The sequence below is a fragment of the Vibrio sp. 1CM24A genome, assembly GCF_023161725.1.
GTDB classification, from domain to species: Bacteria; Pseudomonadota; Gammaproteobacteria; order Enterobacterales; family Vibrionaceae; genus Vibrio; species Vibrio coralliirubri.
This window is the reverse complement of the sequence record NZ_JALNTS010000001.1, coordinates 590,130-615,189: the sequence shown is the minus strand read 5'-3', so window position 1 is coordinate 615,189 and position 25,060 is coordinate 590,130. Positions and strand designations below refer to the sequence as shown.

The following is a 25,060-nucleotide window of genomic DNA, read 5'->3' as shown; positions in this document are numbered from 1 at the left end:
AAGTAATAGTTCTATCACTTTATTCATGAATATTTAAGATGCTTTATCCTTGTGAAAAAGAGGGTCTTTTTAGAAGGGTTCAGCGAGCCAAATAATCAACTTATTATCTTATCAATTAAGACTATTCAAACACTTAGGTTCATTTACAAGCTGAATTGCGACGTATGATTTTGGCAAGGGTTAAGCTTGTTTGAGGCAATGATGGAAGATCTCATTTTTCTGGTAAATTAAACGTACGTCGCTCCTTATCAATAAGCGAATATTTTTTATATTGTTGTCAGCTTGTCACTATTTGCGTGCGCGAGAGTGAAAATTCAGCGCCTAAATGTTGATGATATAGGAGTGAAATGGGGGACTGGGTGCACGAGAAGCATGGTTCGGAGAAAAGACATCGAGTTTTGAGGAAGTAAATGGCAGCAAAACGCTGCCTAATTTACTTAATCTAGGCTCAGTTATTACTCTTCATAACTGAGGTATTGAATACATAAGTCATGAAAAGCCTGTGCTTGTGGCGAGATTGTACGATCAGACAATCTGAAAATGCCGATTTGTCGTTGCAAGGGCGGGTCAATTAACGGAATCCACACCAAGCGGGTTTCATTGGTTGGGAAAGCCAGCTTAGGTAGCGTGGTCACGCCTATCCCGAGCTCTAACACCGAAAACAGTGAGGTAATGTTCTCCACTGAGTACAGGGCTTGTTCGCTGAGCATTCGCGCAGGTGTTGGGTCCAATAGGGTGCAAGTCCCGTTACGAATGAAGGGCTGCTTTAACAAGGTTTGCCATTCGATTCCTTCCCGTTGAGAGGCAATAGGGTTGTCTTTGAGGCACACCACACCGATAGGATCAGAAAGCAAAGGCGTGAAGTCGATGCTCTCTTCTTCTAAATGGGAGCTATTGCCGAGAGCAACATCCACCTCGCCAGAGAGTAATCTTGCTTCTACCCCTGCCGCATTATCATCAATCAAACTCACTTCTACATTCGGGTACTGCTCACAAAAAGCCCCTAAAACACTAGGGATGAGTTTTGCGGCCACCGAAGGCACGCTCGCTATTCGAACTCTTCCTTGTTGTCCTGCTGCCGCTGCGCGTAAGTCATTGTCTAATGCTTTGTAAACATTCAGAAATTGAATGATCTTTGGTAAACATATTTCTCCAAAAGGCGTCAGCGTCGATTTGTTGCCTGTTTCAAACAGTGGCTGGCCGAGTATTTTTTCCAACTCTTTTATCGAAGTCGAAAGTGCCGCTTGCGATCGATTTGCACGGTGAGATGCCGCTCGAAATCCACCTTCTTCGACCACCAAAACAAAATGTTTTAACTGTTGTAGCTTAATACTCATGGCGCGAATCCTTCTCTAGCCCTTGCTATACCTTACTTTTTGCAAGGTGATAGATTTTATTTATCAAATGCACAAAATTTACCGTTAGATTTATCAGTCGTCAAGGTGCAGTATTTAACCATCTTGAAACATAGTTGTTACAAAGTTGGATGGAATCGTGAACGCACAAACTAAAAAACACCCAGTAAAAACCGAGCTTTTCGCTTCAAAAGCACCACTAGAGTGGGCAATCGTTAATAACGGCACTCTATACACAGCGCAGATTCCAATTGATGAAACTGGCGCAGTAGTAGAGGGCGGTATTGAAGCGCAAACGCGTCAGACTTTTAACAACCTTGTTCATACGTTGGAGTGTGCAGGCGAATCTATGGATTCAGTGCTGCAAGTTCTGATCTACGTGACAGATCGTGAATACCTAAAAACGGTAAACAGCGTATATGGAGAATACTTCAATGCACCTTATCCAAACCGTGCTGCGGTCGTCGTTGCAGGGTTAGCAAGAGAAGAGATGTTGGTTGAGTTCGTGGTTTACGCATCAGCCTCTCAACCTGAATAAAGATACTGTGAACTGAGGCAATTTGCGGATTAAAGCTGTTTTGAATTAAAGCGGTTTATTGATACAAGCGACTTGGTTCAGTTTTAGATACAAGATTTAAACGTAATTACTTATATAAATTAACGTTTTATTCATTAATCAGATGGTTGCCAGACTCAACCGCAACCTAACCGTTACAAGGACAGAATGATGACTCAATTACAGAATGTTCAAGCAGAAAACGCACTTTACATTGGCGGCGAATGGCAAGCGGGTGTAAGCACCGTAGCGAACATTAACCCATCAGATATTTCTGAAAACATCGGTAACTTTGCACAAGCAAGTGCTGAACAAGTTCAACAAGCGATTTCAGCAGCAAAGCACGCTCAACCAGAGTGGGAAAAAACGCCGATTGAGCGTAAACAAGCAGTACTTCAAGCAATTGGTGATGAGCTGATTGCACGTTGTGATGAACTAGGTACGTTACTTTCTCGTGAAGAAGGTAAGCCTTTTGCTGAAGGTCGAGGCGAAATTTACCGTGCAGGTCAGTTTTTCCAATACTTCGCGGCTGAAGTGCTTCGTCAAATTGGCGACAACGCAGAATCAGTTCGCCCAGGTGTTTCTGTTGAAGTGACTCGTGAAGCTGTTGGTGTTATTGGCATCATCTCTCCTTGGAACTTCCCGACGGCAACAGCAGCTTGGAAAATCGCTCCAGCACTGGCTTTCGGTAACAGCGTTATCTGGAAACCAGCAAACCTAACACCAGCAAGTGCGGTTGCGCTTACTGAAATTATCCACCGTCAAGGTATCCCAGCAGGCACGTTCAACCTTGTTCTAGGTAGCGGTTCAACAGTCGGTGATGCACTGATCAACTCTAAAGAAGTGAATGGTGTGAGCTTTACTGGTTCCGTTGATACGGGTCGTAAGGTTGCCGCTGCTACAGCGCCAAACTTCGTTCGTTGCCAACTAGAGATGGGCAGTAAGAACGCACTAGTGGTTGCAGATGATGCGGATATCCAAACAGCCGTTGATGCAACGATTGCAGGTTCATTCTCTGGCGCAGGCCAAAAATGTACAGCATCTTCTCGTCTAGTGGTTATGGATGGCATTCACGACCAATACGTTGAAGCACTAATCAAACGTATGAGCGAGCTGAAAGTGGGTCACGCACTAGAAGACGGCGTGTTCATGGGCCCTGTTGTTGACGGCAACCAACTTGAAGCGAACCTAGGTTGGGTTGAGAAAGCACGTCAAAGCGGCGGTGAGCTAGCATTTGGTGGCGAACGCCTAAGCATGAAACACGAAGGCTTCTACATGTCTCCAACGCTGTTCTTGAACACGAAGAACGATTGGGAAGTGAACCAAGAAGAAGTGTTTGCACCAATGGCAAGCGTGATTCGTGTGGCAGATTTAGAGGAAGCTATTGCGACGACCAACGATACTCGCTTTGGCCTAACGGGCGGCATCATTACTCAAAGCCTACGTACTAGCGCAATGTTCAAGCAACAAGCGCAAACAGGTTGTGTGATGGTGAACCTACCAACAGCGGGCACTGATTACCACGTACCGTTTGGTGGTCGTAAAGAGTCTAGCTTCGGTCCTCGTGAGCAAGGTCAATACGCGAAAGAGTTCTACACAGTAGTGAAGACGGCTTACCAGCGTCCTTATTAATTAACTTTCTATGAATAAGAATTGGCCTGATTCACAGAGTCAGGCCAACACCCAAACCCAACACAGCAAATGAAATTAGAGACGTGATTTAACCCATTTTTGAAAACATGTTATTTGAGCGTGTTTTCAAAACCGAGCTAGAACACTGAGCTTTCAATAGGAGTGGTTATGTACCAGCAACGGATTGTTATAGATGGATTGCAATACTGCAATTGGAACAGAGAATATTTCCAAACACTAAAGGCGAGCGGCATTACAGCAGTTCACGCTACCGCGGTTTACCACGAGACAGCTCGTGAAACCTTATCTCGCTTTGCTGAGTGGAACTTAAGATTCGAGCAGAATGCAGACATTATCATGCCGATTCATTCAATGGCTGATGTTGAAACTGCAAAAGCGACCGGCAAAGTCGGCATTTTCCTTGGTGCTCAAAACTGTTCTCCAATCGACGATGAGATTGGTCTTATCGAAGTGATGCGCAAGCAAGGTCTTTTGATCATGCAGCTTACTTACAACAACCAGAGCTTATTAGCGACGGGTTGTTACGAGAAGAACGACACCGGTATTACTCGCTTTGGTAAACAAGCTATCGAAGAGATGAACCGAGTGGGCATGATCATCGATATGTCTCACAGTGCAGAGCGTTCAACGCTTGAAGCTATTGACCTGTCTTCGCGTCCTATTTGCATCAGCCACGCGAACCCAACGTTTGCTCATGATGCACTACGAAACAAATCAAACGATGTGATTAAAGCCCTAACCGCACGCGGTGGCTTAATCGGATTCAGCTTATACCCATTCCACCTACCAAACGGCAGTCAATGTACGTTGGAGGATTTCTGCCAAATGGTTGCGACGACAGCCGACATGGTTGGTGTTGAACACCTAGGAATTGGCAGTGACCTATGCTTAAACCAGCCTCAAGCAGTTCTAGAGTGGATGCGAAATGGTCGTTGGTCGAAGGCTATGGACTACGGCGAAGGCTCTGCAAACAACTCAGGTTGGCCAGATGCACTGCCTTGGTTCTGTGGTAGTTCGGGTATGGAAAATATTTATAACGGATTGATGCGTCATGGTTTCAGTGAGTCTGAAGCTGGGCAAGTCTTGGGAGAAAACTGGTTTAACTTCTTGAAAGATGGCCTAGAGCCGCAAAGTAAGGGTTAAACGTTTCTCGCTAGTCATCATCTAATAGGCAGCCAGCTAACAAACGTTCATTTAGCCAGTGCTGCTTTAATCAAATTCATTATTTAAAAGGAACAACGGTCTATTTCGCAACGCGGTAACCCAAACATGGATTAGCCTGCCCAACACAAAAAACAATAGGGCGGGTGTTAAATACACCCTTGTAGTCATCATTCAAATGACAGCTGCAAAGAAACCTCTGGAGTCAGAGTATGTCTGATTTAACCAATAGCGTGAAATCTTCAAACGTAAATGCGGGTCAAGCACACACAACAAACAATGTAAAAAGTAATACAAACCAGTCTGAATCGACTTCAGACAAATTAGGACTTACCAACCCAGCACTATGGTACAGCGGCGGTTTTATCGCTCTGTTCGTAACGCTTGCTTTATTTGATGGCGAGCTACTATCAAGCCTAGTAAACACAGGCTTTGCTTGGTCGGTAAAAGTATTCGGTCCTTATTGGCAAATGCTTCTTCTTCTGACTTTTCTTATTGGTCTTGGCCTGGCGGCAGGGCGAACAGGCAAGGTTATCCTAGGTGGTATTGCTAAACCTGAAATGGATGGCTTCCGTTGGATGGCTATCATCTTCTGTACGCTACTTGCGGGTGGCGGTGTATTTTGGGCGGCAGCAGAGCCTATCGCACACTACGTTAATCCACCACCGTTATATGGTGCTCAAGAGAACGCACAGCAAGGTGCAGTGAACGCGTTATCGCAGTCATTCATGCACTGGGGCTTCCTAGCGTGGGCAATTGTGGGCAGCTTAACGTCTATCGTAGTTATGCACCTTCACTATGACAAAGGCTTACCGCTTAAACCTCGTATTCTGCTTTACCCTGTATTAGGTGAAAGAGCACTGAAAGGCCATACAGGCGCACTGATTGATGCATGTTGTATTGTCGCTGTAGCGGCGGGCACCATCGGTCCTATCGGCTTCTTGGGCTTGCAAGTGAGCTACGCGCTGAACGAACTGTTTGGTATTCCAGATGGCTTCACAACACAGCTGATCATCATCTTGTTCGCTATCGTTCTTTACACACTGTCGGCATTAAGTGGTCTTAACCGCGGAATGCAAATGCTAAGCCGTTACAACGTAATTTTGGCGATGGCATTGATGGTTTACATCCTTATCTTTGGCCCAACGAACTTCATCTTCAATGGCTACATCCAAGGTGTAGGCAGCATGATTGATAACTTCATCCCGATGGCAACATACCGTGGTGACGAAGGTTGGTTGAGCTGGTGGACAGTATTCTTCTGGGGTTGGTTCTTAGGTTACGGCCCAATGATGGCAATCTTCATCGCACGTATTTCACGCGGTCGTAGTATTCGCCAATTGGTATCAACCATTAGCTTGATTGCACCGTTTGTTACTTGCTTCTGGTTCACGATTGTTGGCGGCTCTGGTCTTGCGTTCGAAATCGCAGATCCAGGCAGTGTAAGTAAAGCGTTTGAAGGTTTTAACTTACCAGGTGCGCTACTGGCGGTAACTCAGCAGCTACCAATGCCAATGCTTATCTCAATTCTGTTCTTGATCTTAACCACGATCTTCATCGTAACGACCGGTGACTCAATGACTTACACCATCAGTGTGGTGATCAGTGGTGAGACAGAGCCGAATGCAATTATTCGTACCTTCTGGGGTGTGATGATGGGGGTAACAGCGTTAATTCTGATTTCCCTAGGTTCTGGCGGTATTTCAGCGCTGCAATCCTTCATTGTTATTACCGCGGTACCGGTGTCCTTAATCTTGCTGCCATCACTTTGGAATGCGCCTCAAATCGCAATCAAGATGGCAAAAGAGCAAGGTTTTTAGATAGCAGGTTTTTTAAACAAAAATCAGCCTTTGAAAGAAGGCTGATGCAAGATTCCGAAAGGAACAGAAAAACCGTACTGGTGAAGATACATCGGGCGGCACGTATTTAGGTCAATCGATCTAGTCAGGACAAATAATAAGGGGTGAGATCGCTTGCCCCAAATAACGTGAAAGCTAACCAACACACTGTAACAACGAATGCTTCAAATGATGGCAACGATCGGTTCTGAATGGCTAGCAAAATCCTATAACTATAAGGTGGTGAGCAAATGGATGCACATCGTTCTACCTACACTGAATCAGCACTACGTGACGCGACTGTCGTCATGGCACCGGAAAGGCTAGGTGCAATGCACCAAACACGTATCAGCTTCGTTAGAACTCTGATTCGTAAAATGGCGCAGCAAGAATGGAAAGTGACGAAACATGAATGGCAATTAGACGCTCAAGGTTTTGGTCATGTTATCTATAAGCTTGCGACGCCAAACCATGTTTATCATTTGGTTGTTTTCTGCGATGAGATTGCAGATGACGAACGAAATGACCGTGTAATTGCTGAAAAGTGGGACGTAACGTTTGCGCTTGTTCTTGGTGATGTTGATGTCGCCCTACTTGAAAGACTTCGTGCGAATGTACCGCTTCAAGAAGCAGGCCGTAATCCAAATAACGTGCTTGTGTTGGCGCGTGCAAATAAAAGTGTACGTGTGTTTGAACATATCGTTAGTCACTTGGCTAAAGGTGTTCAACCAACGCCAAAAGAGCTGGCTGAAGTGGGTTACATCCTGCGAACGACAGCGGTATACGGTAATGGAAAATTTGGTATTGCTGACTTTAAAATCTTAGAGAAAAATGAAGATTTTAATCAGTCGTTTAGTGCGCAAATGTGTGCGGTTTATATGCTGCGTGAGTTCAGCCTAGATTGGGTTCATTACCTAGCCGAGCAACAGGGCGGTGAACAAGCAATCACTTTACACAGAGGATTACAGCGTTACCTTGGTGTAGGTAATGCGACTGGTTTAGGCATGGCGCCATACCTAATTAATCACCCAAGTATTGTTGATCAATGGATGACAACCCGTGAACATGCATTGGCGGACGTGTTGGCTAGTCAGACCGATACAGCGTTGATCGAGCCACTACGTACATACGTTAAAAAAGCGATTTGTCATTTAGAGCAAGTCGTTACCATCAATGAAAACCAGCAAGAGTTGAACAAAACCGCTGTTGATGAGTTAAAACACGCAGAACAGTCACTAGAAGCTTCTGTAAACCATTGCGAGACATGGGCGCAGTTAGTTGAACAATCTAAGCACATGAGTATGGAAGCCCAAGAAATTCTTATCTCATGCTTGATGGAATTGTACCCAGAATTAGTGGACGCCCATCAAGAGCAAATGAATTGCAGCGAAACACTCTCACTCCCTAGTGGCAAAAAGATCCAAGACCTATTGGTTGTGTTAGAAGAAAAGTACCGTTGGGCGATCACGACCGACTTTACCAAAGCAGAAAACAACTACTGGTTCTGGTATCGCTCTCAAGACAAAGAAGAGCCAAGACTCGGTGTTCGAGGCGAGGAACTAGGTGAAGAGCGTGAACTGCCGTTAGATATCGGTCGTCAAGCTTACCGCTTGTACCATGCTTTATTGCAATTCGCGCCAGAGCTTTCATTGGCTGAGTTCCTTGTTAAACAACCGCAACATCGTGCCATTGCGCGCCGTGTGTGGACGCTAGGGAACAAGGCGATGGGCGACATTCAAATGAATGTGCTGCACCAAGACTCGCCACCAATGCACTTGCTGCGTTGCAAGTTAGCAATGTTTGGTGCGACTAAGTTTGATCCTCGCTCAGACCGTTGGGTACGAGTGACGTTTTTCCAAGGTGCGCCATTGCTTGATGAAATTCATCAGGACGAATGGGTGTTCCCAGTATTACCAAGTGAAGCGGAGCTCGCTGATTCACAAAAAGCTACTACACATATTAATGCTCAACATGGAGGTAAATCGTTATGATCGTTTCTCACAATGAACTGGTAGCGGCCGTCAATAAAGCCTTTCTGGGTATGCGCCGTACATGTGGTGAAGCCGATGTGATAGCGAACATGGTGGCAGATTTACAAATGGTGGGGTTGGATGGTGTTCGTCATTTTAACAATGCGAGCAACTTCATTGGGTTAGAAGACGATTGCCCAGTGGACATTCAAGTGCTTAGCGATAACACGGTTGAAGTTGACCTTCACAAGGCAAGTTTAGCGTGCCACCTACCTGTGGTGATGGATTACGCGATTGAAAAAATGGTCGGCAAGAAGACGCTGAAAATTGAGTTAAACAACTGTCATAACCGCTGGCTAGCGTACAGCGAGCTTGTGAAACTGGCGGCGAAGGGCATCGCGTGTACTGCACGTTGGGATAATGGCTCCAACCCTAAGAGCACTTTGTATGTGCTTAACCGTGGTTGCGTTGCACCAGAATTGTTTTTATCAGATTTGCCTCTGGCATCGGACGATCATATCCACAATATGACCATCGAGCTTTCCGTCCAGGATTTCGATATCGAACGTTTGTCAGATGGCTACCAAACACACATTGAATCGGAAGCGCTTTTTAAAACTCAAGAGAAAGCGTGGAACGATGGCATTGAAGTTGATGAGGCAGAGTGGGGCGCGTTGAAAGAAACCGCAACAGCCATTCTTGTCGAAAGCAGCCAACGTTCGATTCAAGGTGCAGGGGAGCTAACGACTTCATAATTTAGTGCTTAGTGCTTAGTGCTTAGTGCTTAGTGCTTATTGAATCGATAGCATTATTGATAACACCCGCTATAACAGATAAAACCAAAGAGCTTAACGTATCCTCACCTCGTTAAGCTCTTTTTATTTGTGTTCTACTTTTGTTCTTCCTCTCAATAGATCACACCTTAAACTCTCTGTTTTGACACAAGTTGTTACGCGTTGAAGGTAAATTAAGCAATTAGATGAAGCACCTTCACAATCATGTTAAACAAACGGTTTCATTTACAAGCTAGTATGCGTATCTTGCTAAGGAAGGTGCCAAAGGGCGCCGTTTTTATTCGTACCGATGACTTTAGAATCAGATAAAAAGGAATGAAGCGTGCAAGCTAACTTTATTGATGGAACCACCCTGTATCGTCAGCACTCATTTGAGTTGCCACTCGACTATCAAGCAAAAGATGGACAACAGATCCAAGTCTTCGCACGCGAGCTGGTTGATCTTGCTAAAGATGAGCAAGAACTGCCGTGGTTGATCTACTTTCAAGGCGGCCCAGGTTTTCCTTCTCCACGGGTGAGTGGTCAATCGGGTTGGCTAAAGCGTGCATTACAAAACTACCGTGTTCTGCTTCTAGACCAACGTGGTACTGGCAACAGCACGGTTATCAGCCATGAAACCTTGGCGCATTTGTCTCCAGAACAACAAGTCGAGTACTTAACGCATTTTAGAGCAGATAACATTGTTCGAGACGCTGAAGCGATTCGTGAGCAATTCGGTGTTAAGCAATGGTCGACGATTGGCCAAAGCTTTGGTGGCTTCTGTACACTGAGCTATTTGTCACTGTTCCCACAGAGCTTGCAGCGTTGTTATGTGACGGGCGGCATTCCTTCTATTGAACGAGAAGCTGACGATGTTTATCGTGCGACTTACAAGCGTGTAGAAGACAAAAACAGAGCTTTCTTTGCTCAGTTCCCACAAGCACAAGCTATGTGTCGCGAGATCTCTGATTACCTGCTTAACAATGATGTGAGACTGCCAAACGGTCAGGTGTTTACAGTTGAACAGTTCCAGCTGATTGGTATTAACCTTGGTGGCGGAGAAGCGAATCTGCCGATGTATTTCACATTGGAGAGTGCGTTTGTTGAAGTGAACGGAAGCAAGCAGTTAAGCTATAGCTTCTTAAATCAAATGCAGCAAGAGCAGGGCTACCTAACGAACCCAATCTACGCGATTTTGCATGAATCGATTTACTGCCAAGGTGCAGCGTCTAACTGGTCTGCACATCGAGTACGCGAGCAGTACCCACACTTTAACTACCAATCGGGTAGCGAGTTCTGGTTTACCGGAGAAATGGTGTACCCATGGATGTTCGACCAATTAGAAACGCTGAAGCCATTACGTGAAGCGGCAAACATGTTGGCTGAGAAATCGGATTGGGGTACTTTGTACAACGCAGAGCAGCTGAGCAAGAATACGGTTCCGATGGCGTGTGCGGTTTACGCAGATGACATGTACGTAGATCTGGATTACAGCCGCGAAACACTGGCTAATATTCCAAACTCGAAAGCGTGGATTACCAACGAGTATGAGCACAATGGTTTGAGAGTGGATGGTGAGCGAATCGTCGATAAGCTAATGACGATGGTTGATGCATTAGAAAACTTGCCAAAATAATCAAATTCTCTATGTAGGTTATCTACGTTAGAAGCTATCTAAGTTAGAAGCTCTTTACGTTAGAGACAAGATACGTCAAAAACAAGAAAACGCTGCATCCGTGCAGCGTTTTTTTTATGTCATCGAACTATTCGATTTAAGGAACTAGGAGGGGTAGCCCTTGAAGCCATTAAGGTTGGATGACGATATCTTGATTTTCAGTGGTCGATAAGCTGGCGCGGTTCTGTTCGATAAGCTGAGCCGCATAAGAGGGAGTCACAGCTTGAATTTCGCCTTTTGAACGAATCGTTAATGCTTCCCACGCATGATCACGGTATTTGCCTGTCTGTGTATATTCAATAAGTACTCTCATGATTCTTCCATCCGATGTGTGGTTAACGTGCTACTAACATTAGCGCCATTATTGTGGTTACACACCTGTTAAAAATGGAACATAAGATTAACCAAATGAGAATGCGTGTAACTTGAAAAACAGACCCAACTGCACTTATCTTCTTAACCGCGTTTATCGCAACTAACCGTATTCATCGCAATTAACAGCATTTATCGTAACCAACCTTACTTATCGTAAATAACGTCCATAAAAAAACGCTGCACGATGGCAGCGTTAAAGTTGAGATAGGTTGAAGATTGCTTAGTTGTTTTCTAAGCCAACAATCTTGCGTGCAGACATCACTGCACTATCCAAATCGGTCAATCTACCAGCACTTGCTGGACCAAGAACTGATGAATACAAAGCCAACTGCTTCTCAAATGATAAATCTAATTGGTTATATAGATTTTGGCGGATTTGAGCGTGTTGCTGTGGCTTTGCGCTCGACAGGCCTTCCAACGTATCGTAGATGAGTGTAGTTGTATCCATAACTGTCCTTAGTACATCTTTAGAAAATTTTGCATATTATGCACTTGGTGTCATCTTTGTTCTGCGAGATTGATCGCATTATGTGCAGCTCTGCTTAATTGTGTAATCAGTTAGTTACAATTGTGTTGTACGGCAAAGCATCGAAAATTCGCGTTTGGGCAAAAGAAAAGGAGACACAGTGGTCTCCTTCTGGCTTGTTAGGCAAAGATAAAAGTTACGTGCTGTTCGCTGCTTATTGAGCCAATCGGCTACGCACAGCTACAGCGCCTATCGTATGTTAATGTTCTTATCTCGATTTTCGTACATTTCAGGTGTGGTGTGTAATCCACCCGCATAACCTGCTGCTTCAAGTGTTTCTCTTACCTCTCGAACATGCTCAGCCGTGACTGGTTCATTTCTGGCGCCAAGGTTTAAACGCACAAACGTGATTAACTCAGCTAAGCGTTGATCCGACAGTACATCCTCAAAACTTGCCATCGGCATGAAGTTTCGGTCTTTGTCGAGATAGGTGGGTTGCAAGCCACGAACGGTTACCGCAATGGTGTTGAATGGGTCGCTGTGCATGATAATACCGTTATTCAACAGAGTAGGGGCGATTGGGTCGCGACCTTTACCATCGTCACCATGACACGCCCCACAGGTTTGACGATACGTGGTGTAGATTTCACTAGCATACGCAGCTTCATCAAACCCTTTAGGCTGTAACTGAACGGCATCACTGGCAATGGTGTTGTTGATATCCCCACTGAGTAGGTAATAGGACATCGACTCAATATCTTCACGCGTCATCAAGCTTAGGCTGTTTTTTACTACATCTGCCATACCTGCAAAAGCGGTGCCTTTGTCTGAATGTCCTGTGTGTAAAAAGTCGGTGAGTGTTGCTTCATCCCAACCATCGATATAGAGCTCATTTGCGGTGATATCAGGCGCGTTCCAACCGTCGATCAAGTTACCTTGGAAAATACGTTCTGGTATCAGTGCTTGGGCAATGTTTCGAGGTGTATGGCACTCCGAACAGTGACCAAGTCCTGCGACCCAATATTTGCCTTGTTGCCACTTATCGACATTCTCAATTTCTCCTTTGAGCTCCTCTGGTACTTCGTAATCAATAGGGTCGGTATCCATGAATACGATGTTCCAGCCAAGCAAACCTAAGCGAATATTGGATGGAAACATCATGCTGTTGTCATCATTGCGTCTCGGCACGGCGGTGATTGACTGCATGTATTCCCATAAATCGACCATGTCTTGGTCGGTGAGGTATTGATAAGAGGTGTAAGGCATTGCTGGGTACAGGTAACCATTCTTACCTTTACCTGCAACTAACGCAGCTCGGAAATCATCAAAGTCATAAGTCCCAATCCCTTCGGTGGTATGTGGCGTTATGTTAGTTGAATACACGGTACCGAAAGGGGTGACAAAGGGCAGGCCGCCAGCAAAGGGTTCGCCACCTTCTGCACTATGACAAGCCACACAGTCACCGGCGTAAGCGAGATATTCTCCGCGCTCAACAGATGATGCTTTCAAACTCGCGATCCTTTGTTGCTCCACTTCACCAGCGTGTCGGATATAAGCCCCAAGCGCGAGTATCTCGTTCTCGGTGAGCTGCTCATCAAACGCAGGCATTAGATTGTTCAAACCGTAATTGATGGTGTGCTGAATCTCTTCAATACTGCCGCCATGAAGCCAGATATCATCGGAAAGATCAGGTACACCAATCGCTGGATTAGCGACAGCACCATCGGCATGACAAGACGAACAGTATTGGACGAACAAGGTTTTACCGAGCTCGACTTTAATCTCCGGCACATCGGTATGACGTTGGTTGAGGGACGCTAGATAGTAGGAGACTTTTGCCACCTCATCTGGGCGCATGATTTCACTCCAACCCGGCATAGCACCGTTCCGGCCTTTGGCGATCGAATGAATCACAGCTTCATCACTGCCACCATAAAGCCACTCTTGGTCTATCAGGTTAGGAAAGTGCTTCTGACCTTGCGCATTATCTCGGTGACAAGCAGCACAGTGAGTTTGGAACAGAATTCTACCGCTGTTCACGATCTCTGGGACGGCAGCTAGTCCTTCTAACGTGGTTTCACTGGTTTGTGCAAATTGCTCATTGAGAGTGGTGGATGGTGAACTGAGCTTATCATCGCTTTGTTCCCAATCGACTAACCCTTCCCATTCGCCAAGCCCGGGATAGAGCACCAAATAGCCTGCAGACAAAAGAAATGCGACTGCATAACTGACAAATAACAGCTTAGGTGGAGGCGCATCTTTCTCTTCAATACCATCAAAGGTGCCAATGGTGTGGTCGTGATCGGCCTTGTGATTGCTACGCCAGTATTTAATGACAACAGACACCATCAGAACAAAGAATATTAAGGTTAATAGTACCGCCCATAGATTCCAGAATGTGCTCATTGTGATACCTCCTGTGACGTATCTTTACCTAGGCTTTGTAAATAGCGAATCAGCGCTTCACCTTTGGTTTTGCCTCTTACTTGCAAACGGGCGTCACCAATTTCTTGATCGGTATAAGGCACTCCTAAGGTACGTAACACTTCCATTTTGGCGCTAATATCGTCGCCAGTTAGGGTCTGTTCAAACAGCCACGGATAAGAGGGCATGATCGATGTCGGTACGACTTTTCGAGGATCAATTAAGTGAATAACATGCCACTGGTCAGAATACTTTCTGCCTAAATTAGTGAGGTCAGGGCCAGTACGTTTAGAGCCCCACAAGTTAGGAAACTCATAGATATCGTCTGCTTCTTGGTTGGGACGACCATTACGTTTCACTTCTGGCTCTAGAGGGCGAACCATTTGTGTGTGACAAACATGGCAGCCTTCACTGATGTAGATGTCTCGGCCTGCTAACTCAATTGGTGTGAGTGGCATCGCTAAGCTGCCTTTGGCAATATCATCACCACGGATAATGCTTGGCACTACCCAGACCAACAAAGAGAAGGAGGCCACGACAACAGTGGTCAAAATTAAAATGACGATTGAATGTGTAAAGTCTTTACTCATCATTTAAGCCCCCTCATTAACGGTATGTTTAGCGTCGTGTACTACTGGCATGCGAACCGTTTTGTACAAGTTGAATGCCATTAAGAACAATCCCAGTACAAACAGTGCACCACCAAAGAAACGCATGAATAGCCAAGGTGCTTTAAAATCCATAGCTTCTACAAAACTGTAAATCAGTTCGCCATTTTCATTTTGAGCGAGCCACATATAACCCTCGCCGATGCCTGCGATCCAAAGTGCAATCGCATAAATGGCGACGCCAGCATGAGCGAGCCAAAAGTGCCATTTAATCAGTCGTCGTGACCATAGATCGGTTTGGCCCCATAAGCGTGGAATGAAGTAGTAAAAAACCGCTATCCCTGACATCCCAACCCATCCGAGAGCCGCGGAATGTACGTGTCCTATGATCCATTCGGTGTTGTGTGCCACCATGTTGAACCAGCGAATAGCGAGTAGCGGACCTTCGAATGTTGCCAAGCAGTAGTAAAGAATCGCTGAGAAAAAGAATAAAAGAATGTAGTCGGACTTCAGCTTTTCTTTGTTTTGTAGGAGGGTCATTGCGCTATTAAACGCACCGGCCCAAGAAGGGAGCCAAAGGATCAATGACATCACGATGCCGATGTTCTGAATCCAGATAGGAACGGAAGAATAAACCAAATGGTGCGTTCCGGCCCACGTGTAAAAGCCGACCAAGCCCCAGAAATGGATCACAGACAAACGGTACGAATAGATAGGTCGATCCGCCGCTTTGGGTATGAAATAGTAATTCATACCAATCACACCTGCGGTCAGCAAGAAACCGACGGCATTATGTCCCCACCACCATTGAACAATCGCATCTTGAGCGCCTGCAAACACAGAGTAGGACTTCATCGCCAACACGGGCATTGCCAGGTTGTTCACGATAAAAATCATTGCAACGACGATGATGAAAGCAGCAAAGAACCAGTTAGCCACGAAGATATGGCTGACCTTTCGTTTAGCAAGGGTGCCGAAGAACAACACCGCATACAGCACCCAAACCAACACAATCATTAAGTCGATTGGCCATTCAAGCTCCGCATACTCTTTTGAGCTGGTGTGGCCTGCGGGTAAGGAAATGACCGCAAGTAACAAGATGAATTGCCAGCCCCAAAATACCATCCATGAAAGGCTTTTATTGAACAAGTCACAATGGCCTGTTCGCTGAGCAATGTACAAAGACGTCCCCATCAAGATATTCACGACGAAGCCGTAAATCACTCCTGATGTATGTAACGGACGCAGTCGACCAAAATGGAAATATTGAGAATCAAAGTTTAAGACTGGCCAATATAATTGCGCGGCGAGAATCACGCCGATGATCATACCTACAATCGCCCACACTAAGGATGCGATGATGAAGTACTTCACGACCTTAATGCTGTATTGCGTTGTCACTTGTTCCATAACAAGGCTCCTTGCCTAGATATTTTGAATCGCTGACTTAATTTGAATCTCTGAACGAGCTTGCTTCGTTGCCGAGCACTGAATAGAAATAGGAAATGTCACGAATGTCTTGGTCTGAGAGCGTGTCGGCTTGTTGTTGCATCAGGATCGCTAAACCACTGGTTCTTTCTCTAGTCTGGTAATCTTTCAATGAAGAGATGAGATAACCCACTTTTTGACCGCGAAGGTTCGGGTAGGGGTCTTGTGTTGAGATGCCATCAGCGCCATGACAGGTCATGCACACTTTGGCTTTTTGTTTACCTAACTCGAATTGTTCTTGGTTAACTTCAGCAGAAACAGGAAACACGACCAGCGTCATTACTAGGGTAGAAAGTGTCGCCATGGGGTTAAATTTTTTTATATTCAAACTCATTCTCGATTCCCTTGATTATGAAATGAGTAAGCTTTTTAAGATCAACGCACGAGATCAACTGGTGAAGTAGAAACGACTGGAACTCGTTATTAGGTCTCTTAAAGCTGCTTACGTTCGATTAAAGGTTATGCAGCAACCAGCATTCTCGCTACTTACTTACTCATATTTATTGTTAATTTTGTTGTTTGATACGTATTCATAGGGCTTATTGGTTTACTTACGCAGAGTAAAATACGAGTTTTTCTTACTAGCCAGTCGAGAAGGAATACGTCAAGCGGGTTGGGAGCGCTGAACGAAAGCGGTGATGGAAGAGACAGAGAAGTGAGAGAGAAACTGCGAAGCTATTGAAAAACAGCGAGGTGTAGGAGCATTAGGGGTAAAGCGATACCAATCAATCTGAGTGGTATCGGTACAAGTTAAATGGTCAATTTATACTAGACTCAATTTAGTGACCTTTTTAAATGGAGTTTAGAATGAGAACTGTATTCTTGTTGATGCTTTGGCTTTGCTCGTTTTCGATTTTTGCAGCCTCTGAGTTAACGGTTTTCGACCACTCTGGGCAAAAACATGGTTTTAGTAGAGAGCAACTCCTGTCACTTCCTCAAAAAGAAATTACTACCACCTTGCCTTGGGTTGAGGGTCTGACTGTTTATAGTGGTGTGACGTTACAAACGGTGCTTGAAAATATGGATCTACCGATATCATCACAAGTTACTTTCGTAGCATTGAATGACTATAAAATTGCGGTGCCTAAAGAAGATTTTGATACCTATGAACCCATCATTGCGATTAAAAAGAACGGTGAGTTTATGTCTGTGAGAGAGAAAGGCCCGTTTTGGTTGATTTACCCACTCTCTGCGAATCCTGAGACCAATACCCCTGATTTCCATGCCAAGATGATTTGGCAGATTCGTGACATTCACCTGTAGAGGTTAATTATGAAGAAGCTGTTGTCTATGGCTGCAATCAAAGTCGTTGTTTTGTCTTTGGCCGTGGTTGTTCTATCCGTCAATATCTACAGTGTGACTCGAATTAATGACATCAACAAGAGCTTTTCTAACCGCCAAAATGAGGCCACATGGTTTGTTTTTCAACTCGTCAAAGAGTATGCAAACTTCTTGATGGTTAGCCATGCAAAGACGATTGATTATGATGAACTTTGGTTGGCTTATGACATTACTTGGAGTCGTTTTGATATTCTGATCAACAGCACTGAATCGTCCAATTTTATTCGCTCAGCAAACTTTAAGCCTTACTTTACCTCAGAGTTTGAAAAGTTTAAGTCGCTAGAATCGTCAATCAAGTTGGTCAGTACAGGGCAATTACCCAAAGAATCGCTGCAGAAGAAAGTCGATATTTGCTACACCACCTTGGTCGAATTCATTAACGAAAAGTTTCGATTACAAAGCCCAGTTATTGAAGAAAACACGTCCATGGTAGGCAAGTTTGTTGTTGTTCACCAAATTAGCAGCGCCTTTCTTGTCTTGATTATGTTGATGACAGGCATCATTTTCTATCTCGATTTTTCCATCAAACGAAAACTTCATTCTACCGACTTTATTACAGGCTTTCGCAATCGAGTCTCGCTCATGCAGTTTGTTAAAAACAGCTATCCAACAAACGGTAATTTCGACCTTTACTTTGTACGCATCAGAAACCTCAATGAGATTAACCAAAAGTACGGCCTGGAATACGGTGACTTGGTGGTGAGTTCAGCTGCTAAGTCCCTGACGGCAAAGGTTCCGGAAAGTACTATCTCGTTTCGTAGTAGTGGCAGCCAGTTTATATTCTTCATTCCTGAGCACTTGTACACAAGTGATGAGATACAGGAAAAATTCAATGACGTGCTTAAGGATTATATATCTGCGGGCAATTTAGAATTGATGATTGACGCTGTAGTAAGGCATAAGAAGAATATCAGCTCTAAAGATATGATGGAGCTATTAACGACAATGCAGAGTTAATCCCCGCATCAGCGATAAGTTAGATCATTAGGTTTTGTTTACTTTACGCTCACCATTCTCCTGATTCACTATCATGGCTTTTGCCATCCTTTATTTGCCTCATCATTCAATGTGTAGCCAACGCAGAGCTCCTGCACTGATGAAGATAGTTCTAGTTATAGATATAGATATAGCTATAGTGGTTTGTAGCGCTTGGATAGGAAGATAGGCCTTGAGGTTTAGGTTTGAGGCTATTGTTTTTGAGTTAGTGCAACGATTCGCTCGTTGGATCTCGAACTGGTAACAGATTGCGGGTTTAAAATTGCTTGCGGATTATGGTCTCGCACAAACTCGATGAACTCCAGATAAGTGAGTGGTTGGCTAAAGAAGTAGCCTTGTATTAAGTCACAGTTCGCTTTTTTAAGGTAATGATACTGTTCTATGGACTCGACACCTTCTGCGACGACTAGCGTGTCACAAGAGTGGCCCAAGTTAACCATAGATTCGACCATCTTACGGTCGGCTTTGTCGTCTACCATGTTATCGATAAAGCTCTTATCAATTTTTAGCTCATCCACAGGGTAGTGGAGTAGCTGGTTGAAGGCTGTGTATCCAGTACCAAAGTCATCAAGTGAAACCTTTAAGCCTAGGCTTCTGATTCTCTCGATAGTCTGTACCGTAAGCTTGGTACTTTTCACGTAACTGGTCTCAGTTATCTCGATAATAATGTTGCTAGGAGGTACTTGGTACCGTTCGATAACCTTACGAATATTGTCGGCAAAATTGCGGTTGTATAGCTCCATTGCTGAAATGTTAATGGATAAGGTACCTTTGTACTTGTGGATTTCTGAGAGCTCTTTATAGCTCTTGATAGCGGTGCTAATAACCCACATATCGAGTTTGGATATGAGGTTGCTCTTCTCTGCAGCAGGTATGAATTCGTCTGGACCCGCGTTTATGTCAAATAAAGCAGGGCAACGAATCAAACACTCAGCGCCATCTACCTGAAGTGTTTTAGCGTTGAAAATAGGCATAAAGCGAAGTTCAAAGTTATCACTTTCACAGCACTCTAAAAGCCTTTTTTCTATAATGTCGTGTCTCTCTAACGTGTGTAATAACTCCTCGCCATAAACAATACGGCTTTCTCCATTATTGTGAGATTTTGCACGGAGCAGCATCTCATCAATACATCGGTGCCAAATTTCTACAAACTTTGGTGTGTCGAGCGGTAAAACACCTGTTGCGAGTGATAACCTAAACCCATAGTAATCAAGGAACGTAGTGCTAGTCAGCGTATTATTGATGTTCTCTATTTCTTCGTTTATCACTTGGCTTTTATCCATTTCTAAAATGGCAATAAACTGATTCCCCCCAAGCCTTGCTATGGAGTAGTCATTGCAACTGAAACCGGAAGATGACTGTTGGTTTTGTAGAGTTTCTCTAAGCACTCTAGTTAAGCTTATTAGTACATTATCACCAACTTTTGCACCGTAGAGATCGTTGATTTTACGGAAGTCGATGATGTCCCAACAAACCACATAGCAGTGTGGGTTCATTGAACTCTTGAGGCGTACATCAAGGTGTCGGATGAATGAGCGTCGATTGGCTAGCTTGGTGAGTTGGTCGAATTCGGCTTCGAACTTCAATTCTGTTAATGAGTCAATGTAAGCGTTCTTTAAACCATCAATTTCACTTTGCCCCGATGAACGCTTGAAATACCTAAGCTTGAGCCCGCCGATCGATATCTCTTGCAGTAAGTCTTTAAGCGGGCGCACAAGTTGGTAACGCACCACTAAATGTACGATTAACATGATCGTAAAGAGAGTACCAAAGCCACCCAACAAGGTTTGTTTAGCGATGATGGCTTTCTCATGGTTGAACTTTTGTTCTCGAATATTTACTTGCGCGATGAGATGTCGGCTGGTCATCTGCACATTGATATTATCTTGGGTTTGCTCAATTGATTTGATAACGAATTGGGTATTTTCGATGTTGGCAGCGTCTGAGGATGGCTCGATTAAGAACTGAATATTGTCATCGTCATTGTATTTGATTAATAAGCTAGAGAGTTGTATCAGAGGTCCGTCAGCAATCAAGATGTAGCGATTTAAACTGTTACTTGCACGTTTATCTTGAGGAAGGAGGTAAGGGTCAATTGCCGCAACATACGAATATCTGAGCTCGCCACTAATCGAGATATAAGAGAAGCCTTCGTAGGAGAGTTCCTTCTTGCTGATTAACGAGGTGTATATGTCGAAGACTCTTTCGTAAATCTTGTCAGGGATTTTTAGCCCCTCGAAAGGATCGGCTCTGAGAGTCGAAAGCGTTAATTTGAACTTAGGGTCCACGATATAAACATTGCGTTGCCCAAATTGATTGACGTGATTCTGGCTTAATACACGGAGTACTCGTTTTTCCAATAGCGATAGAGTCGTGTAGTCGCCAGGGTTTTGAATGTAGCGGAGGAACTGCAACGAAGAACCGATATCTTTAACTAGCAAGGACAAGCCGAGCTGCTCGTATTCCGCCGCGACTAAAGCGGTGTTCACATCAGATTGCACCTTGTCCAAATACATGTGCTTAGCATGATCTGATGCGTAGTTGTACGTCACGATTCCTGCTATCAGGAACACAAATATCAGCGTTGGTAAAAGTACAAAATAGAGCTTCTTCAATACTGGCATGAGTTATCTCAAACTGTCGACAATACGATTGCGAATTTGAATGCTATTGGGTTCTAACGGCTGATAAAGATAGCTGCGATCCAATACCTCTTTGCTTGGGAAAAGCTCGGGGTCGTTTTGATACTCCTGAGAAGTGAGTGCTTTTGCTTTTGAACTTGGCGTTGCAAACCATGAATCCATTGCGTTTTGAGCGGCGATTTCGGGTTGCGATAAGAAGGAGAGGATTGTGGTTGCCTGTGGAGATAGCTCTCCGTTGTTAATTGCGGCCATACACTCTAGCCATAAGGTCGTTCCTTCTTGAGGAACTGTGTAGGCCCAAGATGCCTCAGGTTCAGCATCATTAAGCACATAGCTGTCACCTGAATATCCGTAGGCGAGGTCGATATTGGCTAGACGCTCAAGCTGGTGGATGTGGTCGATGACATACTCATTGCTTTCAAGGTGTGGCTTCTGCAGTTGTAGCGTTTTGTAAGCAACACGAAGTTCTTGTTCATTGTTGGTAAATGGGTCAAATTGATTGACCAATAACGCAGTACTTACCAAGTCGGTGGGGTCGTAGTACATACTTATACGGCCACTGACTTTGGAGTCGGGCTCAAGAATGGCCATCCAAGATTCTGGGGCGGAGATTTTATCACTGCGATATAGGATACCGGATGTTCCCCAAGCGTAAGGAATACCATATTCACCGCATCCATCCGCCCACCTGGGATCAAAATTGCTTTCAATGGATTGTTGTAAGTCACTTAGGTTATGGAACAGGTTTTGTTTGGCTAATGCCTTAAGTTTTACGCTTTCGACGATGACCAGTTCAAAAGCGCCTCGACGCTCGCTTAATAGAACCTCATCCCTTATTGACTCATCAGAGAAGAATTGTTGCTTTAGTGAGATGCCGTAGGTATCACTCAACTGGGTAACGACGCTGTCAGATAAAAATTCATCCCAATTGTAGAGATAAATATCATGCTGCTGGCCAAATACAGGGCTAGCCAAAAAGGATGTTGACGCAAGTATTGATACGCAAAACGCTTTCACTGACGGATTCCCTTTCGTACGTGATAACTAAATCGTAGCCCAAAATCTGCGACATGATTCAAATTTACGGCTCTTATTTTAGTACAACCTAATGCAATGCATGCGAACACCAACTTTTAATTACCAAAATAGAAGGAAAATGAGTCTTGGTTATGAGATCGCTAGGCAAAATAATGGATTAACTATCTAAACTAAATGTTGGAAAGTCGGTTATTAGATCGTCTTTACCTAACGAGACTTATGAAAACGTGTTGTCCGTCTGATTCTCTTAGTATCGAAACATTAATTATGAACCAAAAAACCAACTACAAGTTAATTATGCGATAATAATGCATTAAATTTCACAATAAGGACATTGGTTTATGGATGCAGGTTTAGTTGGGGTTTTTGTTACCGTGGCGATTGCTCATTTTTTGGCGTTGTTGAGCCCCGGACCAGACTTTGTGATTGTAGTGAAGAGTGCTGTTCGAAATAAGGGAAGAAAAGCACTAGGCGTTGCATTCGGTATTGCCAGTGCGAATGCGGTTTACATTGTTTTGTGCTTGGTTGGAGTAGGGTCGATTCTAGCGGCATCCGTTTCCGTTATGATTGCACTCAAGATCATTGGTGGTGTGTTTCTTGTTTATCTTGCTGTACAAGCGATAAGAGCGAAAAAATGCAATTACAGCAATTTCGATGTTGACGAAGAAGGTGCCTCCAATCAAACCACTTTTCTTAAAGAATTCATCACGGGTTTTCTATCAGGAATCCTTAACCCTAAAAACCTTTTGTTCTATTTGAGCTTATTCACGGTTGTGTTGAACAATGACATTGGCTTCATGTTTAAGTTGGGGTTAGGTATTTGGATGACGGTGGTTGTATTTGTATGGGATGCGGCGATCATCTTCCTGTTATCTGCACCTAAAGTGCGTCAAGAGTTTACACGTGTTGCTTACTATATTGATAAAGTGACAGGAGTCATGCTGGGTCTGCTTGGCTTGACCATTGTGAAATCTGCTCTGGTACGTCAGTAGATTCACCATTGCTGAGTAACCTTACGTTTGTGGCACTATACAATGCCTATGTGCCGCGAATGTGTGTTTGTTTCCTACCAGGCAGATACGTTTTATCTCTTATCTGCCCGATAATAAACCTTCTGCTTAATCCGCCTATTATTTTCATAACTCTTTGTTTATCATTCTTTACTTCTTAAATAAGTATTAATAACGTTGCTGTTGAATACTTGTAGCACGGGGTGTTTGTGCTTATTGTAGGCAACAATATTTATCCAATATTAGAGCTAGGAACTATTGTGAATTTAGATATATATCAAGTGGACTCGTTCACAACTCAAGCTTTTAAAGGAAACCCAGCTGGGGTCTGCATTTCTCAAGATCTACTTGATGAGTCACTCATGTTCTCAATCGCTGAAGAGATGGCGGTATCTGAAACCGCTTTTCTTGCGCTTAACACCATGACGCTTAAATGGTTCACTCCAGAAGTAGAAGTAAAACTGTGTGGGCATGGCACATTGGCAACCGTTCATGTAATGAAAGAGCAAGGGTTGGTTAAAACAGGTGACAGTGTTGTGTTTAACACCTTGTCGGGTGAGTTATCTGCCACAGTTTGTGAATCGTCTATCGAACTTGATTTCCCTAGCACTCAGTTGTCATTGAACTTAGAAGCTAATCTCACATTACTTGAGCACTTTGGTTTAGAACCGCACCAAATCGTTTCATTCCGAGAGTTTGATTCCAAGCAGTTAATCGAAGTTTCCAGCGAGCAAGTGTTATTGGCTCTCTCACCTAACTTTGATGCTTTAAAGAGTATTAAAGGGCGAGGCGTTGTTGTGACGGCACTTTCATCAAATTCTAAACTCGATTTTGTTTCTCGTTATTTTGCTCCATGGGTTGGGGTTAATGAAGATCCTGTTACCGGCTCGGCACATTGTGCATTGACGCAGCACTGGGCTGAAAAGCTAAACAAAAGCTGCTTCAGTGCTTATCAGGCGTCTCGTCGTGGTGGGTATATGTCGACAGAGCTCTTAGCAAACGGGCGAGTAAAGTTAATCGGCTCTGCGACCACTGTGATTGCTGGCGTGTTGAAGCTTTAGGTTTTTATAGATGCTTTAGAGCGCTGTTTGCTCTGTTTTGTTGGAACCGCCTAGTACGTTTTATTCGACTGTTCACAGTTAAAAGAGGCGGCGAGGGCGTAATGTATTATTGAAGGAATCACCGTGTCTGCCTTTTATCTTTCCCAAGTATTAGTCGCGATAGCCATTTGTTTTGATCTTCTGTCATTCCAATTCAAGGAAAGGAAGAAAATCGTCACTTGTCTGTTCTTTGCTGGCGTTCTTATTTCGAGTCACTTTATCCTACTTGAACAATGGACAGCGGCGAGCTTAATGACGATTGCCACGATTCGCTATTTGACGAGCGTATTTTCTACCTCGTCTAAGTTTAAATATTTGTTCTGCTCGATGTCGGTGGTCGCAACCGCTGTGACTTATTCGGGGCTGACCAGCATATTGAGTTGCTTTGCCTCCGTATTTCAAACCTTTGCTGCCTTCAATAAAGATGACCGTCGATTAAGAGAATTGATGATCATCGGAACCAGCTTTTGGTTGATTCACAATTACTTAGTTGGCTCGCCAACAGCGGTTGTTATGGAGGCGCTGTTTATCTGCAGTAACTTGGTGGGCTATTACCGTTTTTACTTCAGAAAGAGTGCCGCTGCTTAGGTT

General features: G+C 44.2%; 20 protein-coding genes and 1 pseudogene. 12 read left to right on the top strand and 9 right to left on the bottom strand.

The window, feature by feature from the left end:
• Positions 1-455: 455 nt before the first annotated feature.
• Complete coding sequence (locus MSG38_RS02530; protein ID WP_048608581.1) at positions 456-1,337, bottom strand: LysR family transcriptional regulator; 882 nt, start codon at positions 1,335-1,337, stop codon at positions 456-458.
• A 157-nt stretch (positions 1,338-1,494) separates the two neighbouring features.
• On the opposite strand from MSG38_RS02530, the gene MSG38_RS02525 reads away from it, so the two are divergent.
• The 7 genes and pseudogenes from MSG38_RS02525 (at position 1,495) to MSG38_RS02495 (ending at position 10,942) form a co-directional block, all read left to right on the top strand.
• A complete protein-coding gene (locus MSG38_RS02525) occupies positions 1,495-1,893 on the top strand; it encodes a RidA family protein (RefSeq protein ID WP_004730412.1) in 399 nt (132 codons plus the stop codon).
• Between the two features lie 189 nt (positions 1,894-2,082).
• The gene (locus tag MSG38_RS02520; protein WP_050650528.1) at positions 2,083-3,543 is read left to right on the top strand and encodes an aldehyde dehydrogenase family protein; all 1,461 of its coding nucleotides are present in this window, start codon (positions 2,083-2,085) and stop codon (positions 3,541-3,543) included.
• A 168-nt stretch (positions 3,544-3,711) separates the two neighbouring features.
• A complete protein-coding gene (locus MSG38_RS02515; protein ID WP_048608578.1) occupies positions 3,712-4,707 on the top strand; it encodes a membrane dipeptidase in 996 nt (331 codons plus the stop codon).
• A gap of 230 nt (positions 4,708-4,937) precedes the next feature.
• Positions 4,938-6,545 (top strand): BCCT family transporter, encoded by a 1,608-nt coding sequence (locus MSG38_RS02510; protein ID WP_248366926.1) that lies wholly within the window; start codon positions 4,938-4,940, stop codon positions 6,543-6,545.
• A 207-nt stretch (positions 6,546-6,752) separates the two neighbouring features.
• Positions 6,753-8,554, top strand: a pseudogene (locus MSG38_RS02505) (hypothetical protein).
• Positions 8,551-9,288, top strand: coding sequence for a DUF3726 domain-containing protein (locus MSG38_RS02500; protein WP_248400917.1), 738 nt, complete (start codon positions 8,551-8,553; stop codon positions 9,286-9,288). The pseudogene MSG38_RS02505 and the gene MSG38_RS02500 overlap by 4 nt, the downstream one beginning before the upstream one ends.
• Positions 9,289-9,649: 361 nt before the next feature.
• Positions 9,650-10,942, top strand: coding sequence for an alpha/beta fold hydrolase (locus tag MSG38_RS02495; RefSeq protein ID WP_248400916.1), 1,293 nt, complete (start codon positions 9,650-9,652; stop codon positions 10,940-10,942).
• Between the two features lie 169 nt (positions 10,943-11,111).
• On the opposite strand, the gene MSG38_RS02490 is transcribed toward MSG38_RS02495, so the two are convergent.
• The 6 genes from MSG38_RS02490 to MSG38_RS02465 all read right to left on the bottom strand — a co-directional run bounded on the left by MSG38_RS02490 (position 11,112) and on the right by MSG38_RS02465 (position 16,676).
• Positions 11,112-11,294 (bottom strand): hypothetical protein, encoded by a 183-nt coding sequence (locus MSG38_RS02490; RefSeq protein WP_004730424.1) that lies wholly within the window; start codon positions 11,292-11,294, stop codon positions 11,112-11,114.
• A gap of 282 nt (positions 11,295-11,576) precedes the next feature.
• Positions 11,577-11,804, bottom strand: coding sequence for a PAS factor family protein (locus tag MSG38_RS02485; RefSeq protein WP_048613371.1), 228 nt, complete (start codon positions 11,802-11,804; stop codon positions 11,577-11,579).
• A gap of 267 nt (positions 11,805-12,071) precedes the next feature.
• Positions 12,072-14,228: a cytochrome c gene (locus MSG38_RS02480; RefSeq protein WP_248400915.1), complete on the bottom strand. Its 2,157-nt coding sequence runs from the start codon at positions 14,226-14,228 to the stop codon at positions 12,072-12,074.
• Entirely contained in the window at positions 14,225-14,839 is a 615-nt protein-coding gene (locus MSG38_RS02475; protein WP_248400914.1) for a cbb3-type cytochrome c oxidase subunit II, read from the bottom strand. The genes MSG38_RS02480 and MSG38_RS02475 overlap by 4 nt, the downstream gene beginning before the upstream one ends.
• Positions 14,840-16,264 (bottom strand): cytochrome-c oxidase, cbb3-type subunit I, encoded by a 1,425-nt coding sequence (ccoN, locus tag MSG38_RS02470; protein ID WP_248400913.1) that lies wholly within the window; start codon positions 16,262-16,264, stop codon positions 14,840-14,842. It abuts the gene before it with no gap.
• A 37-nt stretch (positions 16,265-16,301) separates the two neighbouring features.
• A complete protein-coding gene (locus MSG38_RS02465; RefSeq protein WP_081229817.1) occupies positions 16,302-16,676 on the bottom strand; it encodes a cytochrome c in 375 nt (124 codons plus the stop codon).
• Between the two features lie 473 nt (positions 16,677-17,149).
• Here MSG38_RS02465 and MSG38_RS02460 point away from each other — a divergent pair, with 473 nt between their 5' ends.
• Positions 17,150-17,605: a hypothetical protein gene (locus MSG38_RS02460; protein WP_017064717.1), complete on the top strand. Its 456-nt coding sequence runs from the start codon at positions 17,150-17,152 to the stop codon at positions 17,603-17,605.
• A 9-nt stretch (positions 17,606-17,614) separates the two neighbouring features.
• Positions 17,615-18,640: a diguanylate cyclase gene (locus MSG38_RS02455; RefSeq protein ID WP_248400912.1), complete on the top strand. Its 1,026-nt coding sequence runs from the start codon at positions 17,615-17,617 to the stop codon at positions 18,638-18,640.
• 230 nt (positions 18,641-18,870) lie between these two features.
• On the opposite strand, the gene MSG38_RS02450 is transcribed toward MSG38_RS02455, so the two are convergent.
• Together MSG38_RS02450 and MSG38_RS02445 are read right to left on the bottom strand one after the other, a co-directional pair.
• A complete protein-coding gene (locus MSG38_RS02450; protein ID WP_248400911.1) occupies positions 18,871-21,303 on the bottom strand; it encodes a bifunctional diguanylate cyclase/phosphodiesterase in 2,433 nt (810 codons plus the stop codon).
• 3 nt (positions 21,304-21,306) lie between these two features.
• The gene (locus tag MSG38_RS02445; protein WP_050621595.1) at positions 21,307-22,338 is read right to left on the bottom strand and encodes a spermidine/putrescine ABC transporter substrate-binding protein; all 1,032 of its coding nucleotides are present in this window, start codon (positions 22,336-22,338) and stop codon (positions 21,307-21,309) included.
• Positions 22,339-22,700: 362 nt separating this feature from the next.
• On the opposite strand from MSG38_RS02445, the gene MSG38_RS02440 reads away from it, so the two are divergent.
• The 3 genes from MSG38_RS02440 (at position 22,701) to MSG38_RS02430 (ending at position 25,057) form a co-directional block, all read left to right on the top strand.
• Complete coding sequence (locus tag MSG38_RS02440) at positions 22,701-23,351, top strand: LysE family transporter (RefSeq protein ID WP_048608565.1); 651 nt, start codon at positions 22,701-22,703, stop codon at positions 23,349-23,351.
• Positions 23,352-23,629: 278 nt separating this feature from the next.
• Positions 23,630-24,430: a PhzF family phenazine biosynthesis protein gene (locus MSG38_RS02435; protein WP_052879678.1), complete on the top strand. Its 801-nt coding sequence runs from the start codon at positions 23,630-23,632 to the stop codon at positions 24,428-24,430.
• Between the two features lie 123 nt (positions 24,431-24,553).
• Entirely contained in the window at positions 24,554-25,057 is a 504-nt protein-coding gene (locus MSG38_RS02430; RefSeq protein WP_050650519.1) for a YgjV family protein, read from the top strand.
• Positions 25,058-25,060 lie beyond the last annotated feature (3 nt).

Coding starts and splice junctions, on each gene's coding strand:
- MSG38_RS02510 (WP_248366926.1), top strand. CDS start 4,938: ATGTCTGATTTAACCAATAGCGTGAAATCTTCAAACGTAAATGCGGGT.
- MSG38_RS02465 (WP_081229817.1), bottom strand. CDS start 16,676: ATGAGTTTGAATATAAAAAAATTTAACCCCATGGCGACACTTTCTACC.
- MSG38_RS02485 (WP_048613371.1), bottom strand. CDS start 11,804: ATGGATACAACTACACTCATCTACGATACGTTGGAAGGCCTGTCGAGC.
- ccoN (WP_248400913.1), bottom strand. CDS start 16,264: ATGGAACAAGTGACAACGCAATACAGCATTAAGGTCGTGAAGTACTTC.
- MSG38_RS02490 (WP_004730424.1), bottom strand. CDS start 11,294: ATGAGAGTACTTATTGAATATACACAGACAGGCAAATACCGTGATCAT.
- MSG38_RS02440 (WP_048608565.1), top strand. CDS start 22,701: ATGGATGCAGGTTTAGTTGGGGTTTTTGTTACCGTGGCGATTGCTCAT.
- MSG38_RS02500 (WP_248400917.1), top strand. CDS start 8,551: ATGATCGTTTCTCACAATGAACTGGTAGCGGCCGTCAATAAAGCCTTT.
- MSG38_RS02530 (WP_048608581.1), bottom strand. CDS start 1,337: ATGAGTATTAAGCTACAACAGTTAAAACATTTTGTTTTGGTGGTCGAA.
- MSG38_RS02475 (WP_248400914.1), bottom strand. CDS start 14,839: ATGATGAGTAAAGACTTTACACATTCAATCGTCATTTTAATTTTGACC.
- MSG38_RS02455 (WP_248400912.1), top strand. CDS start 17,615: ATGAAGAAGCTGTTGTCTATGGCTGCAATCAAAGTCGTTGTTTTGTCT.
- MSG38_RS02515 (WP_048608578.1), top strand. CDS start 3,712: ATGTACCAGCAACGGATTGTTATAGATGGATTGCAATACTGCAATTGG.
- MSG38_RS02450 (WP_248400911.1), bottom strand. CDS start 21,303: ATGCCAGTATTGAAGAAGCTCTATTTTGTACTTTTACCAACGCTGATA.
- MSG38_RS02520 (WP_050650528.1), top strand. CDS start 2,083: ATGACTCAATTACAGAATGTTCAAGCAGAAAACGCACTTTACATTGGC.
- MSG38_RS02460 (WP_017064717.1), top strand. CDS start 17,150: ATGAGAACTGTATTCTTGTTGATGCTTTGGCTTTGCTCGTTTTCGATT.
- MSG38_RS02480 (WP_248400915.1), bottom strand. CDS start 14,228: ATGAGCACATTCTGGAATCTATGGGCGGTACTATTAACCTTAATATTC.